The sequence below is a fragment of the Bacillus sp. REN16 genome, from assembly GCF_020731355.1.
GTDB lineage: Bacteria > Bacillota > Bacilli > Bacillales > Bacillaceae_L > Ferdinandcohnia.
In genome coordinates, this window is the sequence record NZ_JAJFZK010000009.1 from 1 (window position 1) to 17,753 (window position 17,753).

Below are 17,753 nucleotides of genomic sequence, written 5' to 3' on the forward strand. Positions count from 1 at the left end.
ATACTTATCTCAAGTATTGCCATTTTGGAGGTGTTTTATATTGTCTCACTATTTTAGGTTAGTCCAGCTCCCTGTGGAAACACCCTCATTTTTTAGTATTTAATCAAGAAGTATTTTTTCTTGCCGCGACGGATTACTGTAAATTGACCTTCGATTCGATGCTGCTCTGCAAGAACTGCATCTGCCTCTTGGATTCTCTCACCATTTACAGAAATGGCTCCATTGCCAATATCCTCACGCGCCTGGCGCTTTGATGGTGATATTTTACTCATGACTAGTAAATCAACTAAGCTAATCTCAGCTTCCCCATTAAATTCATAAGAAGGGACATCTTTAAACCCTTGCTTAATCTCCTCAACACTTAATTCACTAATCGAACCACTGAATAATGCCGCAGAAATCTTCACCGCTTGCTCCAGGGCAGCCTCTCCGTGAACTAGTTTTGTTACCTCTTCTGCCAACGTCTTTTGTGCTATGCGTTTTTCAGGCGCATTTTGGATTTCTACTTCAAGATTTTCAATTTCCTCTTGTGAAAGGAATGTAAAATATTTTAAATAACGAACAACATCACGGTCATCTGTGTTAATCCAGAATTGATAAAACTCATATGGTGACGTTTTTTCCTTATCTAACCAAATGGTTCCACCTTCTGTTTTACCAAATTTCGTTCCATCTGACTTTGTAACAAGCGGAATGGTTAGACCAAATGCTTTTGCATCCTCGACTGACTTACGAATTAATTCTAGTCCTGCTGTGATATTTCCCCATTGATCACTTCCGCCGATTTGAAGTCGACACCCTTCATTTTCATAAAGTTTTAGAAAGTCGTAGGATTGCAAAATCATATAGCTAAACTCTGTAAATGAGATGCCAGCATCTATACGTGATTGGACAGAGTCTTTAGCAAGCATATAATTTAATCCAAAACTCTTACCGATATCGCGTAAGAAAGTGATTAAGTCTAAGCTCCCGATCCAATCATAGTTATTTGCAATTTCTGCTGGATTCCCTTCCGCTTCAAAATCTAAAAAGCGAGAAAGCTGTTCCTTGATGCTATTGCTGTATTGCACAACAACCTCTTTCGGATTCAGCGTTCTTTCCGCTTTTTTTCCACTTGGGTCACCGATTAGCCCGGTTGCGCCTCCAACTAAAGCAATTGGTTGATGTCCAGCTAACTGAAATCTTCTCAAAGTCAAAATCCCCACTAGATGTCCAATATGTAAGCTATCTGCGGTCGGATCAAATCCACAATATAATTTTATCTTTTCATTTGCTAAAACATGCTGTAAACCCTCTTCATCGGTTACTTGATTGATAAGGCCCCTATATGTCAAATCCTGAATAACATCCATTAAATTTCAATTCTCCTTTTTAGCATATAATAAGGTTTTTCTATCACACTTTGTCTAATATTGTCAAATTAAAAACTGGAAATTCATAAAATAATACTAAATCCGCCATGGTATATGCTATAATAAACTTGGATTTTTAGGGGGATGATTATGAATTTTAATAGATCACAGATATTTGAAAAAATTAGCTCTTTTTGGCAAAGAGTCACTTCGAATAAAGTAGTTAAAGCAATGGCAGGAAAGAAAACCCGTAAAAGTGTAAGAGTTACTTACGGTGTTGTATGGAATTTATTATTGATTTTCTTTATCATTGCGATACTTGGAATTGGCTTTGCCGGAGGGGCAGGTGCTGGATACTTTGCCTCCCTAGTAAAGGACGAACCAGTTCGAAGCTATGATAGTTTGCAGAAAGACATCTATAATTACGAAGAAAATACAGAAGTATACTTTTCAAACGAAGTCTACCTTGGTCAGTTGCGGGCAGACCTTCAACGTGAAGAGGTATCACTTAATGATATATCTCAATATATCAAGGATGCTGTAATTGCAACCGAAGATCAGTACTTTTATAAGCATGATGGTGTTGTTCCTAAATCAATTTTACGTGCGATTGTCCAGGATGTAACAAGTTCACCAATTCAAACTGGAGGAAGTACACTTACACAACAATTGATTAAGAATCAAATTCTAACAAATGAAGTTTCGTTCGATCGTAAGGCAAAGGAAATCTTAATTGCATTACGACTTGAAAAGTTTTTTGATAAGGATGAAATACTAGAAGCATATCTAAACATCATACCTTATGGCCGTAATTCATCAGGTCGAAATATTGCTGGTGTACAAACCGCAGCAAAAGGGATTTTTGGAGTAGATGCGAAAGATTTAAACCTGCCGCAAGCAGCTTATATTGCTGGTCTGCCTCAAAACCCATATGTATATACTCCTTTCTCCAATCAGGGAGGAAAGGTAAAAGAAAACTTAGAACCAGGACTTAATCGAATGAAAACGGTCTTGGAGCGCATGCTTACAGGTGGCTTCATCACTCAGCAACAATATGAGGAAGCACTCGCGTATGACATTCCGGCAAACTTTGCACCACCTAAGTCTGAACCTACTGAGAAATATCCTTGGCTGACTGCTGAAGTAGAAAAACGTGCCACTGATATTTTAATGAAAAAATTAGCTGAAGACGATGGCTACGAAGAAAAGGATCTTGAAGAAAACGAGGATCTAGAAAGTCATTACTGGGAACTAGCTGATAAAAACCTTCGTCAAAATGGCTATAAGATCCATACCACAATTGACAAAGAAATTTTTGACACCATGCAAGAGGTGGTAAAAAACTATCAATATTATGGTCCAGATCAACCTGAAACAAAGGTTATTGATACCGAAACAGGTGAAAAAGGAAAGGTAATGGAACCAGAAGAGACGGGTTCAGTTCTAATTGAAAATAGTACAGGAAAAATTATTAGTTTTACAGGTGGACGTGATTTCGAGCGTGAACAAACAAACCATGCTATAAGTCCTCGTCCAAATGGTTCGACCATGAAGCCTTTATTGGACTATGCCCCGGCAATGGAATTAGGATTAGTACAACCTGGAAGTGTCATAGCCGATGTAAAATTCACGTATGGGAATTACACTCCACAGAACGTTGGTGGTAAATACGACTTCGATGGGCTAATGACTGCTAGACACGCTTTAAAGATTTCAAAAAATATACCGGCAATCAAAACTTATTTAAAAGCGTTTGATCAACGTCCAATTACGTTTTTAGAGAAAATGGGATTCACTTCCTTAGATGAAAGGGATTATCACGCACCCTCACTCGCCATTGGCGGGATGACATATGGTGTTTCTGTTGAAGAGAATACGAATGCCTTTGCAACGTTTGCGAACGAGGGTAAATTTATAGATGCTTATATGATTGAAAAGATTGTTACAAATGACGGTGAAGTTGTATATGAACATGAAGCTAAGCCAGTGGAAGTATTTTCACCACAGACTGCATATTTAACGATTGATATGATGCGCGATGTTATTAATGGCGGTACTGCTGCATCCCTAAATGGTTATTTAAAGTTTAATGCAGACTGGGCAGGTAAAACAGGTACAACTAACTATGTTAATGATGTATGGTTTGTTGCGACGAACCCTAATGTAACATTCGGTATTTGGATGGGGTATGATACACCTAAGTCTATCCCACCATCTTATAAGGGATTATCTTATTCAAGAAGAAGTATTCTTCTATGGGCTCAACAAATGAACGCTGTCTATGATATTAAGCCAGAACTTGTTCAGCCAAATGAGAACTTTAAAATGCCAGGTGGTATCGTATCACGTTCGTACTGTGGTATTTCCGGCTTACTTCCATCTGATTTATGTCGTGAAGCTGGTCTAGTACAATCTGACATTTATAATGCAAAATATGTTCCTACAAAGGTTGATGACAATCTTGTCAAAGGTAAGTATATAGAAGTAGACGGCAAAGCCTATCGTGTTCCAGCAAGTGCCCCTCAGGAATTTGTCCAGGAAGGCATTATGATCAAGAAGGAATTTCTGGAGGAGCATGACTTGAAAGATTCTAGTGCTATTGCGCAGTTACTTCCAAAAAATAGTCGTTGGAGCAATCTAGTCATTACGGAAACAGCAGAACTTAATGACAATGGCTCGGTTCCTTCCCAGGTTCAAGGTGCTTCGATTTCTTCAGGCATATTGAAATGGGCAAAACATGAACACAACGATGTGATTGGTTATCGAATTTATAGTGCGGCTAATTTCACCACAGATTTCAAGAAGATTGGAAGTATACCTGCTACAAAGGATTTACAATTTAATGTTGGAAATGCCGTAGCAGCCTATTATGTCACTGCTGTTGATGTCACTGGTAAAGAAACACCTCTTGGAAATTCAACATTAATTAAGAGTGGCGACTATAAACCAGAGAAGGAAGTTGTTACTCCTCCACCACCAGCTCCTCCAGCAGATGGAGGAAATGAAAATGGAAATAATGGTAACAATGGGAATAACGGAAATGGTAAGGACAAAGAAAACGGTGGAAATTAGAGGAAAGAAAAAGAGGTGGTCCATTTGGATCACCTCTTTTCTTTATGTCTAGCTCCAGGCACCATCGGCTCGAGGTCACATGCCAATCGCTTCTGAAGGCAAAGAGCGCCTTCTGTCAGCGCTTTTCTTGTGCTTGACTTGCACAGGAAGTGCTGACATCGACGTTCGCCACAGGACGTGGCGGTAGTTAGTCGATGTTCCTCAATCCGGGCGCCTTGCACTTTTCTTGTTAGGTTTTAATTTTCCATTGTGGAAAGGTCACCGGTTGGCAAATCAAGCTCCCATGCTTTAAGAACACGTCTCATGATTTTCCCGCTGCGAGTTTTTGGAAGTTTATCCTTAAACTCAATTTCACGAGGTGCAGCATGTGCAGCTAATCCCTTTTTCACAAAATCTCGAATTTCTTCTTTTAATTCTTCAGTCGCTTCATAGCCGTCGATTAACGCCACGAAAGCCTTGATGATTTCTCCTCGTACAGGGTCCGGCTTTCCGATCACACCTGCTTCAGCGATGGCTGGGTGCTCTACGAGTTTACTTTCCACTTCAAATGGACCAACACGCTCACCAGACGTCATAATCACATCATCCACACGGCCTTGGAACCAGAAATAACCTTCTTCGTCCATATAGGCTGAATCCCCTGATACATACCAATCACCAGGCATAAAATAAGATTCATATTTAGCTGGATTATTCCAAATTTGATACATCATGGACGGCCAGCCTTTTTTAATCGCCAAGTTCCCCATTCGATTAGGAGGTAATTCATTGCCCTGATCGTCAACAATGGCTGCTTGGATTCCTGGGAATGGTTTACCCATTGATCCTGGCTTAATTTCCATACATGGATAATTACTAATCAGTTGTGCTCCAGTTTCCGTCATCCACCAGTTATCATGAATACGTAAATTGAAGACCTTTACGCCCCAACGGACAACTTCAGGGTTCAGAGGCTCACCAACACTTAATACATGGCGTAAAGAACGTAAATCAAATTGTTTTACTAATTCGTCTCCAGCACCCATTAACATTCTAAATGCAGTTGGCGCGCTATACCATACGGTGATTCCATAATCCTCAATTGTTTGATACCAGTTTTCCGGTCTAAAACGCCCTCCTACGATGACGTTAGAAGCTCCATTTAGCCAAGGACCGAAAATACCATACGAGGTTCCTGTTACCCAACCAGGGTCAGCCGTACACCAATAAATGTCATCCTCTTTTAAATCGAGAATCCATTTTGCTGTTTGATATTGTTGTATCATCGCATTATGAACATGCAAGACTCCCTTTGGCTTACCAGTAGAACCAGAAGTATAGTGTAAGAGCATGCCATCCGTTCTTTCGACCCACTCAATTTCTAGTTCCTTACTTGCTGTTTTTAATCGACTGAGAAAATCAATAAACGTGCCATCCTCTGTTACATTTTCCCCAACTAAGACAATATGCTTTAGTGCAGGTAATTCATTAAAAGGAATGCGGTCTACTAAGTCTGGTGTTGTGACAATCACTTTCGCTTCACTATCCTCCAGACGATCACGTACAGCTCCTTCCATGAATGCTTCAAATAATGGGCCAACAATTGCCCCTAATTTAATCGCTCCTAATACTGTAAAATACAATTCAGGAGAACGAGGCATAAACACAAATACGCGGTCCCCTTTTTCAACATCAGCAGCCTGCTTTAGGACGTTAGCTGCACGGTTTGTATATTCTTTCATTTCCTTAAATGTATACTTCTCATCACGTTCCGGATCACGATAATAAAGGGCAATTTTATTTTTCCTTACACCCTCAGCATGGCGGTCAATCGCTTCATAGGCAATATTTACTCTACCTGTTTCGGACCAAGAAAAATTCGTTTCTACCTCCGCCCAATCAAAATTCGCATATGCTTCATCATAATCTTTTAAATTATAATTACCTTTTGTTGCTGGCAGCGCTTCCACTTTCACTCTACATTTCCCCTTTATGTAAGTTATTTACTATTCTATTATAAAATAAAACTCATCTATTCTCAATTTTTTAAATTTTATTTATATATTATTTTTCTGTAAAATTGTATAATAAGTGTAACAATAGCTGAAAACGCTTCATTTTTCCTAGATTCATGTATAATAAATGATAGTGAATTTAAGTATGGTGGTGACATTGTGGAGCATAAGAAAACGTATAACGCTAAGGAACTTAAAACCCCTTATGGTACGCTCATTATCGAAGGTCCCATAACTGGAGAGGCCATTAAAAGCCATGAATTTCACGAGGACCTAGTCGCTTTTCGTACCCCAAACCAGCAACATAAGGCATTGATTGAAATTGCCGATCTGCCAGAAGGAAGAATTATTATTGCAAGAGAGCATAACACGATTGTTGGGTATGTTACATATCTTTATCCAGATCCACTTGAACGCTGGTCTGAGGGAAAAATAGATAATTTAATAGAGTTAGGTGCAATAGAAGTGATTCCAAAGTTTCGGGGCAGCCGAGTAGGTAAAAATCTATTACTTGTCTCAATGATGGATGAGTGGATGGAAAACTATCTGATCATTACCACTGAATATTATTGGCATTGGGACTTAAAAGGAACAGGATTGAATGTTTGGGAATATCGAAAGGTCATGGAAAAAATGATGAGTGCTGGCGGACTTGAATGGTTTGCAACTGATGATCCTGAAATTAGTTCACATCCCGCCAATTGTTTAATGGCACGAATTGGAAAAGGAGTTAACCAGGATACGATTGAAAGGTTTGACAGGCTGCGCTTTATGAATCGTTTCATGTATTAAGTGGACTAGGGGGATCTACATGATTGTTGAAGAGATAATGAAAAGAACTGTAACCACTTTATCGGCTGATGATACCATTTCAACTGCGATAAAACTAATGGACGAAAAAAAGATTCGTCATATTCCCATCATAGATTCAAGTCAACGAGTGATTGGGCTTATAAGTGACCGTGATATTCGTGATGCAAAGCCCTCTATCCTAGACTTTACCAACGAAGATAAAACCCTTGAGTCACCGATTAAAAAGATTATGGTACAAGATGTGATAACCGGTCATCCTCTAGATTTTGTTGAAGAAATCACTGCTGTCTTTTCTCAGCATCGGATTGGCTGCATGCCGATAGAATCAAATGGAAAATTGGTAGGAATCATTACCGAAACGGATCTGCTTCACACCTTTGCACAATTAACCGGTGCCAATCAACCTGGCTCCCAGCTTGAAATTAAGGTACAAAATCGGGCAGGTACGCTTGCAGAAGTTGTCAACGTCATTAAAAACCATAAAGTTAATATTCACAGTATTCTCGTGTATCCTGATAAGGATGACCAATATAAAATACTTGTATTGCGAGTTCAAACAATGAATCCGAATAAAATCATTACAAATCTAAAAAATGAAGGCTACACTGTGCTGTGGCCAACACTACCAGGGCTGTTATCATGACGAAAGAATCAGTTTTTGTCTATTCAGATCAATTGTTAAACTATCGTTTTAGTCATGACCATCCCTTTAATCAAACAAGGGTAAAGCTTACATACGATCTACTTAAAAGTTTGAACTCGTTAGATGACTCGGATATCATACCACCTAGAATTGCAACCGACGAAGAATTGGAACTTGTCCATGACCCCAGATTCATCGAGGCGGTTAGATTAGCTGGGGAAGGAAAGCTCTCCGAAGAAGTGGGACAGAGTTATGGTATCGGCACTGAGGACACCCCTATTTTTCCAGGGATGCACGAGGCAAGTGCCTTATTAGTTGGTGCTACTCTTTCTGCGGTTGACCATGTCATGTCTGGTAAGTCAAAGCATGCTCTTAATCTTGGTGGCGGTTTACATCATGGATTCCGTGGGAAAGCCTCCGGTTTTTGTGTGTATAATGACAGTGCTGTTGCAATTCGCTATATGCAAAAGAAATATAATGTAAAAGTACTTTATGTTGATACAGATGCACATCATGGTGATGGTGTTCAATGGACGTTTTATGATGATCCTGATGTATGCACACTTTCCATTCATGAGACAGGAAGATATCTGTTTCCTGGTACAGGAAACGTGACTGAGAGGGGCTCAGGCAAAGGCTATGGCTTTTCCTTTAATGTACCCTTAGATGCATTCACCGAGGATGAATCATGGTTACACGCCTATACTGCTGCTTTTACAGAGGTAACAGAATTTTTCAAGCCGGATGTCATCTTAACACAAAACGGGGTCGACTCCCATTACTATGATCCATTAACCCACTTGTCTGCAACAATGAAAATCTATCGGGAAATTCCCAAGCTTGCCCACAAGCTCGCTCATCAATTTTGTAATGGTCGGTGGATTGCAGTTGGCGGCGGTGGATATGATATTTGGAGAGTTGTACCAAGGGCATGGTCTTTGATTTGGCTTGAAATGATTGAAAAATCGGAGATAAATGGTCCTCTTCCAATCGATTGGATTAATAAATGGCAGCCGAAGGCAAAATTGACACTGCCTGCATTTTGGGATGATGAACCTGCTATTTATCCGCCGATTCCTAGAAAATCAGAAATTGAGGAAAAAAATGCACTAACCGTTAAAAAAGCCCTTTATCCGATTCGGAATCAATAGAAAAACACGGCAGACGCCGTGTTTTTTACCCTATTGTTTCGTTGAGTTTCTAAATTCAATACGATGTGGTAATACAACGATTTGTTCATCTACATTTTCTTTGTTCATGAACTTCGTTAATAATCTCATTGCAACAGCACCAATGTCATACATTGGCTGAACTACTGACGTAAGCTGTGGACGTACCATCAGAGCTAAACGTGTATTATCAAAGCCAATTACTTCAATATCATCAGGAATTGAATAGCCCAAATCTTGTGCACTATGGATAACACCTAATGCCATTTCATCTGAACCAACAAAAACAGCTGTTGGCTTATCAGCTAATTCATGTATTTTCTCGAAACCTTCAATACCTGAATCATATGAGTAATCACCTTCGATTACATATTCTTCATTGAACGAAAGTTCTGCATCTTCAATTGCACGTTTATAGCCAGCTAATTTCTTTTCACCATTGATTGGTTCAGTTAATAGCCCGCTGATAAAGGCAATTTTCTTATGGCCCTTTTTCGTTAATTCAGTCACCGCATCATAGGATGCCTGTTCAACATCAATTGTAACAGCTGGGACCGAATTTGTGTTTTCCACTGAGGCAGCTAAAACAATTGGCACAGGAGATTTTTCGAACTCCTGAACATGTTCATCTGTTATATTTCCGCTCATAAAAACGATACCGTCAACCTGCTTACCAAGCATTGTATTTAAAAGATGAAATTCTTTTTCCTTATTTTGGTCCGAGTTGCTAAGGATAATATTATATTTATACATTGTCGCAATATCTTCAATCCCACGAGCTAGCTCCGAATAAAAAATATTTGAGATATCTGGAATAATAACTCCGACTGTTGTCGTTTTTTTACTAGCTAGTCCACGAGCCACAGCATTTGGGCGATAGCCTAACCGTTCAATTGCTTCTTGTACTTTTTTTCTGGTAGTTGGTTTTACATTTGGGTTACCATTTACAACACGGGATACCGTTGCCATGGACACATTGGCTTCCCTTGCTACATCATAAATTGTCACATTCATTGACAGCACTCCTTATTTCAAGTTACCACTTATATGTAGTATGAACTTTTTTATACAAACAAATGTCAAATTTGCTTACTTTATGTAGATTATCATACGCTACTTAGTTTATTAGGGCAATTACTTTGTGTAATTATTAACAAATTCGCAACAAAAAGCCTTCAAAAAACCTCCCACTATATTAGTAGGAGGTTTTTATGAAAACTATACACGAACAGCTTGAGATGCTTTTAGTTCTGTAATCCATTTTTCAAATTGATCAAAATCCATTTGCTGTGCTGAGTCAGATAAAGCAACTGCAGGATCTGGATGTACCTCCGCCATGACACCATCTGCTCCAATAGCAAGAGCGGCTTTTGCACATGGCAATAATAAATCACGACGTCCAGTTGAGTGTGTTACGTCAACAAATACTGGTAAGTGTGTTTCCTGTTTTAAGATTGGAACTGCAGAAATATCTAAAGTATTACGAGTTGCTCTTTCGTAAGTACGGATACCTCTTTCGCAAAGAATGATCTGGTCATTCCCTTGTGATATGATATACTCAGCTGCATTTACAAACTCATCAAGCGTAGCAGCCAAACCACGTTTTAATAATACAGGCTTCTTAACTGAACCTGCTGCTTTTAATAATTCAAAGTTCTGCATGTTACGTGCACCGATTTGAATCACGTCGATGTATTCACAAGCAACATCAATATCAGCTGGGTTGACAATTTCACTGATAACAGCCATGTCAAACTCATCAGCAACACGTTTTAAAATTTGTAATCCTTCAAGTCCTAAACCTTGGAAGTCATAAGGTGAAGTTCTTGGTTTGAAGGCACCGCCGCGAAGTAAACGTAATCCATATTTCTTCGCCTCTGCCGCAACGGCAGCCGTTTGCTCATAGCTTTCAACTGCGCATGGCCCAACGATAAATTGCTGTGCGCCATTTCCAATTTTAACACCTTTCACATCTACAATTGTATCTTCAGGCTTTTTCTTACGTGAAACAAGCAGAGCTTTACGATGATCATCCTCTTGAATCTCAAGACCTGCTTTAAAGATTTCTTTAAAGATATGTTGAATAGTTGATGTTTCAAAAGGTCCTTCATTATGTTCTAAAATGTTATTTAACATTGTTCTCTCACGTACTGGATCATAGCGATTAACACCTTGTGTTTCTTTTACTTTTCCAATTTCTTGAACCAATTTACCGCGTTCACTAATAAGTTTAAGAATTTCAAGATTAATTTCTTCCACTCTGTCGCGAAGGTTATCTAATTCTACTGCTTTACTCATCTCTCTCTTCCTTTCCTACTATAAGCTTTAAGTTGTCGCAATTTAACCGAAAATATGATACATTTCAAGTAATTAGAATTCATTATAAACGAATTTATTTAATATGTCACTAAATTTTTTATTACTTAAACGCTTTTAAGCAATAAAGTAATCTTTTATTCCTGAAAACATAGGTGAATAACACAATGGAAAAAAATCCAACAATTTTTGCACTTGATATTGGTACACGTTCTGTCGTCGGACTTATTGTAAGACAAACGGGTTCTTCTTATAAAATAATCGACATCGTCATTCGTGAACATAAGGAAAGAGCCATGGTCGATGGTCAAATTCACGATGTTATTGCTGTCTCTAATGTAATACGTGAAATAAAGGAAACGCTAGAGGAAAAGCATGGTAAATTAACTAAAGCCGCTGTTGCCGCTGCAGGAAGAGCCTTAAAAACGGAACGTTCAAATGAAACCATTCAGATCTCCTCAAAGCCCCTGATTCAAAAAGAGGACATTTTACATTTAGAATTAAGCGCTGTTCAAAAAGCTCAATATGCATTAGCTGAAAAAAATCAATCAGAAAAAAGCTATGATTACTACTGTGTGGGCTATTCTGTTATCCATTACTACTTAGACAATCAAGAAATAGGCAATCTAATCGAACAACAAGGAAATGAAGTCAGTGTTGAGATTATCTCGACTTTCCTTCCAAAGGTTGTCGTCGAATCATTAATTTCTGCTTTGCACCGAGCCGGCCTTGAAATGCAGGCCTTAACCCTTGAGCCAATTGCCGCAATCAATGTCCTCATTCCACAATCAATGCGGAGATTAAACGTGGCATTAGTTGATATTGGGGCAGGGACTTCTGACATCGCTATTACAGATGAAGGAACTGTTGTTGCATATGGCATGGTACCTATTGCGGGGGACGAAATTACGGAAGCAATTAGTGACCATCTTCTCCTTGACTTTCCACTGGCCGAGCAAGCAAAGCGTGATTTATTAGCAAATGATACCATTCAGGTTGTCGATATTCTTGGCTTTGAAACTGAAATAGGCAAGCAAGAAGTAATAGACAATATTTGTGACTCAATTGATAGATTAGCAGAATCGATTCGAGATGAAATTCTAAGTTTAAATAAAAATAAATCACCAAAAGCTGTTATGCTCGTTGGTGGGGGCAGTTTAACTCCCCAACTTCCAAAACGGCTCGCAGCCTTACTGGATTTACCTGAAAACCGTGTTGCGATTCGCGGAATTGATGCAATTAATCAAGTTGAAATGACCGAAGATATTCAAAGCGGGCCTGAACTCGTTACACCAATTGGTATTGCCATTGCATCAAGTCAATCACCTGTTCATTACGTCAATGTAACAGTCAATCAAAAATCAGTGAGACTTTTCGAAATGAAGCGTCTTACTGTTGGAGATAGTTTACTTGCAGCTGGTATTAAAATGTACAAGCTTTATGGAAAACCAGGGATGGCGATGATTGTGAAGGTGAACAATCAATCCATCACAATACCTGGTGGACAAGGGGAATCCCCTATTCTATTAAGAAATGGCGAGCCATGTTCATTTGAAACTGAAATTACAAATGGGGATGAGATCATTGTTAGCAAAGGAAGAGACGGTGCCAAAGCAACTGTGAGAGTTAAAGAACTAATTGATGATATCCCTCAAAAAAAGATTTACGTAAACGGCGAAGAAATGGTTATAACTGCCATTATCAAGCAAAATCATCAACTGGCTGACCTAGAAAATTTTGTTCATGATCATGATGAAATCACATTTTATTTTCCTGAAAGAATCGACGAAATCATTCAAACGAGCACTTTTCCATTACGTGATGAGATCATAAACGAATTTACCCTTTCTTTAAATGAGCAAACCTTTCAACTAGAACAGTTTTCTGCCAAATTACTGAAAAATGGAGCTAAGGTTTCCAAACATACACCTATTCAAGATCAGGATTCCTTTGAAATTGTTCTGGGGACTGCTCCTACTTTACGTCTGTTTGCAGACTCTCAAAAACTTAAGCTGGACTATTCAATCCAGGTATTCTTTCAGGAGAAAATGATATCCCTCAATAAGCCATTATATGAATTTTATCGAAATGGTGAAATACTTCATGAGGATGATCATCTTAAACATGGAGATAAGCTTCAACTGAAAAGAAATGAAGTGGAGCCGTTTATTTTTCAGGATTTATTTCGCTTTGTCGATATTCAATTACCTACCGCTTCAGCTGGCAGATTCATGCTCTTGAAAAATGGTGAGGAATGCACATTTTTTGATGTCCTTTCACCAGGGGATCATTTAGATATTATTTGGCCAAAAAGGTAATATCATAGATCGAAAAAGTCCATGGTGGGTTGCCATGGACTAATTTTTTATTTACCTGCTGTAACTAATGATTCTTTTGTAATGCTTCTATGTGAGGCATTCCATTTGACCTTACCATCGTCAAACAGAAGTGCCTGTGGTGATTCATGTTTAATTTCGAAGTGTTCCGCAATATGGTTAGAGAGTTCCCTCGCCTCTTGAACATAAAGATAGTAAGTTGGTACATCTTGATGTTCCGCTACAAATTGCTCATATTCATCAAATGCAGCTTTACTGATTGGACATGTTAAACTGTGTTTAATTAATATAAAGTGATTCTCTTTTTCAAGAACTTGGTTAAATTCTTCAATTGTTTCAACTTTTACTTTCCCCATGTTTTCCATCTCTCCTATGAATTCGTTGTTTGTGTACTTTTTTCTGCTTCTGTTAAAGCTTGCTGTGCTTCGGCTAGCTTTTCCTGGAATAATTCTTTATTTTCAGCATGGTCCTCAAGATTAGTTTCTGTAGGTGCGGCAGTAGAATCATCGGCTTCTAGTTCTTGGTTGACTTGTCCTAAATCAGGCTCATTTTGACCAGCAGGAGCTTTAAAATCTTTTACTTTTGTTAAAATTTGATTAGACTGGTCAGAAATAGTTTTAGTTAACGTATTTGTTTTTTCCTTTACAACAGAAGCTTGATCATTAATCTGCTTACGTAAATCCTGACCTGTTTTTGGTGCTAGAAATAGTGCTGTTGCAGCTCCTACCGCAGCACCTACGATTGTACCAAGTATAAAATTTGATCCGCTATTTTTTCCCATTGTAATCCCCTTTCATTAATTAGAAATTTCTTTGTCATGCTTTTGTTTCTTATCTTTCCATTTATCCCACATCTCTATTACAGCATTGCCTACTTGAACTACCTGTGAGATTTTGGTTTTGTTTTTCTCCAATTGTACAGCAACCTCTTCTGTCACATTTCCTACTGATTGATTAAAGCGTTGCAATGATGTTCCAACATCCTTAACAGCGTAAACGACTGTATTCAAACTTTCGGACTTCTGCTGAATATCTTCTGCAAGCTTATTTGTTTTATGCAAAAGTGCCGTCGTTTCACTTGTTACACCCTCCATCTGTTTTTCTAACCCAGATAAAGTTCCCGCCACATTGTCCAATGTTATTTGAAGAGAACGAAGTGTTCTTGAGAGATAAATTACTAAAATTAAAAATGCCACGGCAATGACTGCAACGCTTATGTATACGATAAGAATCATCGTGATGCACCTCCTTCTATCTTTCTTACCCGATTTTACCATTATTAATCATATACCCCTATTGTTTTACTTTCGACATTTTCTATTGAATTCCTTCACAGAATTTGACTCATATATAATTAGTAAACAATTTTCTTGTATTAGGTTACAATAAGATTGTACATAAGCAAAGGATATGGAGGCAATAAATCATGAAAGATCAGCGTATTGAAACACTTGCTCGAAATTTAATTAATTATTCTGTACGCCTTCAAGAAGGTGAAAAAGTACTAATTGAAAACTTTGGTTTACAGCGTGAACTTGTCATCGCGTTAGTTAATGAAGCATATAAAGCGGGTGGGTATCCATTTGTATCGTTAAAGGACCATCAGGTTGACCGCGCCCTCTTGCTTGGGGCACAGGAAAAGCAATTTGAAATGAAAGCGGATTTCGAAGCAAAAGTCATGAGTAAGATGGATGCTTATATCGGCTTACGTTCAGGTGATAATATCAATGAATTTGCAGATATACCAGACGATAAAATGAAGATTGAAGGAAATACAGTCGGTAAAAAGGTTCATCGTGAAATTCGTGTTCCAAAGACAAAATGGGTCGTACTACGTTATCCAAATTCTTCAATGGCCCAGCTTGCAAAAATGAGCACAGAAGCATTTGAAGATTTTTATTTTGATGTTTGTAATTTAGACTATGGAAAAATGAGCAACGCTATGGATGCTCTAGTTGAACTAATGGATAAGACAGATAAGGTTCGCCTTACTGGTCAAGGTACTGACCTTACTTTTTCGATTAAAGGAATCAAAGCAATTAAATGTGCTGGTGAGATGAATATACCAGACGGTGAGGTATATACAGCACCTGTTCGTGATTCAATCAATGGTACCTTAACCTATAATACACCTTCACCATATCAAGGCTTTACGTTTGAAAATGTTTCACTTACCTTTAAGGATGGAAAAATTGTGGAAGCGACTTCGAACGATAATGAGCGTATTAATAAGATTCTTGATACAGATGAAGGGGCACGTTATATCGGTGAGTTTGCAATTGGTGTAAACCCATATATCCAGCATCCAATGCAGGATATACTATTTGATGAAAAAATCGATGGCAGCTTCCACTTTACACCTGGGCAAGCATATGATGATGCCTACAACGGAAATAATTCAAATATCCACTGGGATATGGTGAATATCCAACGACCGGAATATGGCGGTGGAGAAATCTATTTTGATGATGTGCTGATTCGGAAAGATGGCCGTTTCGTCATCACTGAACTTGAGCCATTAAATCCGGAAAACCTAAAATGATTGAAAAAGGACCTTTGCGAGTTATTCGCAAGGTCCCTTTTGACTCTTAAACTAAAGCTTCTTCGTATGCTTTTTGAAATTTTTGAATGTCTCCTGCTCCCATAAAGATCAACACACTGTTCTCATGTTTTTTAAGTACAGACGTATTGTCCTCCTTAATTAATTCGGCTCCAGGGATTTTACCTTGCAGGTCAACGATGGAAAGTTCCCCTTTATTCTCACGCGCTGAGCCAAAAATATCACAAAGGTATACTTGATCCGCTTTTGCCAAGCTTGCAGCAAAGTCATCTAAAAATGTTTGTGTTCTTGTAAACGTATGTGGTTGGAAAATCGCGACGATTTCACGGTCAGGGTATTTTTGCCGTGCTGCTTCAATGGTTGCATTGATTTCGGTTGGATGATGTGCATAATCATCAATAATTATTTGATCTCCAACCCGCTTCTCAGAGAATCTGCGCTTCACACCTTGGAAGCTTAATAAACGATCTTGAATGATGGACACATCAATATTTTCATAATGGCAAAGTGTAATCACACCCAATGCATTTAACACATTATGATTTCCGTATCCATGGATAGAAAAAGTTGCAAAAAAAGTATTACGTACAAACACATCGAAGGTCGTACCTTCCGTGCTTTTTTGAATATTACGTGCCTGGAAATCATTTTCTTCACCGAATCCATAGAAAACAACAGGAACCTTTGCCTGAATACTTTGAAGATACTCATCATCTCCGCAAGCAATAATTCCCTTTTTCACCTGAAGGGCCATTTCCTGGAAGGCATTGAAGACATCGTCAACATTTGCAAAATAATCCGGATGATCAAAATCGATATTTGTCATAACGCAATAGTCAGGGTGATAACTTAGGAAATGACGTCGGTATTCACATGCCTCAAACACAAAGTTCTTATTATTCTCAGAACCCCTCCCACTTCCATCCCCGATTAAATAGGAAGTAGGCTCAGCTCCCTGCAGGACATGTGCAAGTAAGCCTGTCGTCGACGTTTTTCCGTGGGAGCCTGTTACGGCAACACTCGTATATTTCTTCATAAATTCACCTAAGAAACGGTGATATCGAATAACAGGTAGCCCCATTTCATTCGCTTTTGCTATTTCTTCATGAGTATCAGGATAGGCGTTCCCGGCAATTACAGTCAGACCTTCATGAATATTGTCCTTATCAAAGGGCAAAATCTTTATTCCTCTTTCCTCTAAGGGCTTTTGTGTGAAATAAAATTTTTCATGATCAGACCCTTGAACTTCATAATTCATATCATGAAGTATCTGTGCCAATGAACTCATGCCAGTACCTTTGATTCCAACGAAGTGGTAAACTGTCATATAAAGAACCTCCAACAATGTCTATCTGTAAGACAGTATATGAAATTCATCTAGTTTTGATAATTGTACCCATGATTTTGAGATTGGTGCCAATGAATTTTTATGTATATATACAATCATCTCACATTTTTTCATTATAGCACTAATCATTGGTGAAGACCATTACGAAAAA

General features: G+C 38.5%; 14 protein-coding genes. 6 read left to right on the top strand and 8 right to left on the bottom strand.

Going from position 1 to position 17,753, the window contains the following annotated elements; translation table 11 throughout:
* Positions 1-92: 92 nt before the first annotated feature.
* Positions 93-1,352 carry a tyrosine--tRNA ligase gene (gene tyrS / locus LKW28_RS13575; RefSeq protein ID WP_229140915.1) on the bottom strand — a complete coding sequence of 420 codons (1,260 nt, stop codon included), beginning with the start codon at positions 1,350-1,352 and terminating at the stop codon, positions 93-95.
* Positions 1,353-1,502: 150 nt separating this feature from the next.
* Here tyrS and LKW28_RS13580 point away from each other — a divergent pair, with 150 nt between their 5' ends.
* The gene (locus LKW28_RS13580; protein WP_229140916.1) at positions 1,503-4,424 is read left to right on the top strand and encodes a transglycosylase domain-containing protein; all 2,922 of its coding nucleotides are present in this window, start codon (positions 1,503-1,505) and stop codon (positions 4,422-4,424) included.
* 236 nt (positions 4,425-4,660) lie between these two features.
* On the opposite strand, the gene acsA is transcribed toward LKW28_RS13580, so the two are convergent.
* Positions 4,661-6,379, bottom strand: a complete 1,719-nt coding sequence (gene acsA / locus LKW28_RS13585; protein ID WP_229140917.1) for an acetate--CoA ligase — start codon at positions 6,377-6,379, stop codon at positions 4,661-4,663.
* A gap of 198 nt (positions 6,380-6,577) precedes the next feature.
* On the opposite strand from acsA, the gene LKW28_RS13590 reads away from it, so the two are divergent.
* From LKW28_RS13590 to LKW28_RS13600, 3 genes are read left to right on the top strand one after another with little or no spacing between them, the layout of a single operon-like run.
* Complete coding sequence (locus LKW28_RS13590) at positions 6,578-7,210, top strand: GNAT family N-acetyltransferase (RefSeq protein WP_229140918.1); 633 nt, start codon at positions 6,578-6,580, stop codon at positions 7,208-7,210.
* Positions 7,211-7,229: 19 nt separating this feature from the next.
* Positions 7,230-7,874 (top strand): acetoin utilization AcuB family protein, encoded by a 645-nt coding sequence (locus tag LKW28_RS13595; protein WP_229140919.1) that lies wholly within the window; start codon positions 7,230-7,232, stop codon positions 7,872-7,874.
* The gene (locus tag LKW28_RS13600) at positions 7,871-9,025 is read left to right on the top strand and encodes an acetoin utilization protein AcuC (protein ID WP_229140920.1); all 1,155 of its coding nucleotides are present in this window, start codon (positions 7,871-7,873) and stop codon (positions 9,023-9,025) included. Before LKW28_RS13595 ends, LKW28_RS13600 begins: the two co-directional genes overlap by 4 nt.
* A gap of 30 nt (positions 9,026-9,055) precedes the next feature.
* On the opposite strand, the gene ccpA is transcribed toward LKW28_RS13600, so the two are convergent.
* Together ccpA and LKW28_RS13610 are read right to left on the bottom strand one after the other, a co-directional pair.
* On the bottom strand, positions 9,056-10,057 hold the full coding sequence (gene ccpA / locus LKW28_RS13605) for a catabolite control protein A (protein ID WP_229140921.1): 1,002 nt from the start codon (positions 10,055-10,057) through the stop codon (positions 9,056-9,058).
* Positions 10,058-10,261: 204 nt separating this feature from the next.
* On the bottom strand, positions 10,262-11,341 hold the full coding sequence (locus tag LKW28_RS13610; RefSeq protein ID WP_229140922.1) for a bifunctional 3-deoxy-7-phosphoheptulonate synthase/chorismate mutase: 1,080 nt from the start codon (positions 11,339-11,341) through the stop codon (positions 10,262-10,264).
* A gap of 185 nt (positions 11,342-11,526) precedes the next feature.
* Between LKW28_RS13610 and LKW28_RS13615 the strand changes: the two genes are divergently transcribed.
* Positions 11,527-13,677: a cell division protein FtsA gene (locus LKW28_RS13615; protein WP_229140923.1), complete on the top strand. Its 2,151-nt coding sequence runs from the start codon at positions 11,527-11,529 to the stop codon at positions 13,675-13,677.
* Positions 13,678-13,724: 47 nt separating this feature from the next.
* Here LKW28_RS13615 and ytxJ read toward each other — a convergent pair whose 3' ends face one another.
* From ytxJ to LKW28_RS13630, 3 genes are read right to left on the bottom strand one after another with little or no spacing between them, the layout of a single operon-like run.
* Positions 13,725-14,051 carry a bacillithiol system redox-active protein YtxJ gene (gene ytxJ / locus LKW28_RS13620; protein ID WP_229140924.1) on the bottom strand — a complete coding sequence of 109 codons (327 nt, stop codon included), beginning with the start codon at positions 14,049-14,051 and terminating at the stop codon, positions 13,725-13,727.
* A gap of 14 nt (positions 14,052-14,065) precedes the next feature.
* Complete coding sequence (locus tag LKW28_RS13625; RefSeq protein ID WP_229140925.1) at positions 14,066-14,476, bottom strand: YtxH domain-containing protein; 411 nt, start codon at positions 14,474-14,476, stop codon at positions 14,066-14,068.
* A 15-nt stretch (positions 14,477-14,491) separates the two neighbouring features.
* Positions 14,492-14,929, bottom strand: coding sequence for a DUF948 domain-containing protein (locus LKW28_RS13630; RefSeq protein ID WP_229140926.1), 438 nt, complete (start codon positions 14,927-14,929; stop codon positions 14,492-14,494).
* Positions 14,930-15,120: 191 nt separating this feature from the next.
* On the opposite strand from LKW28_RS13630, the gene LKW28_RS13635 reads away from it, so the two are divergent.
* Positions 15,121-16,236, top strand: coding sequence for an aminopeptidase (locus LKW28_RS13635; RefSeq protein WP_229140927.1), 1,116 nt, complete (start codon positions 15,121-15,123; stop codon positions 16,234-16,236).
* Between the two features lie 46 nt (positions 16,237-16,282).
* Here LKW28_RS13635 and murC read toward each other — a convergent pair whose 3' ends face one another.
* Positions 16,283-17,581, bottom strand: coding sequence for a UDP-N-acetylmuramate--L-alanine ligase (murC, locus tag LKW28_RS13640; protein WP_229140928.1), 1,299 nt, complete (start codon positions 17,579-17,581; stop codon positions 16,283-16,285).
* Positions 17,582-17,753: the final 172 nt, after the last annotated feature.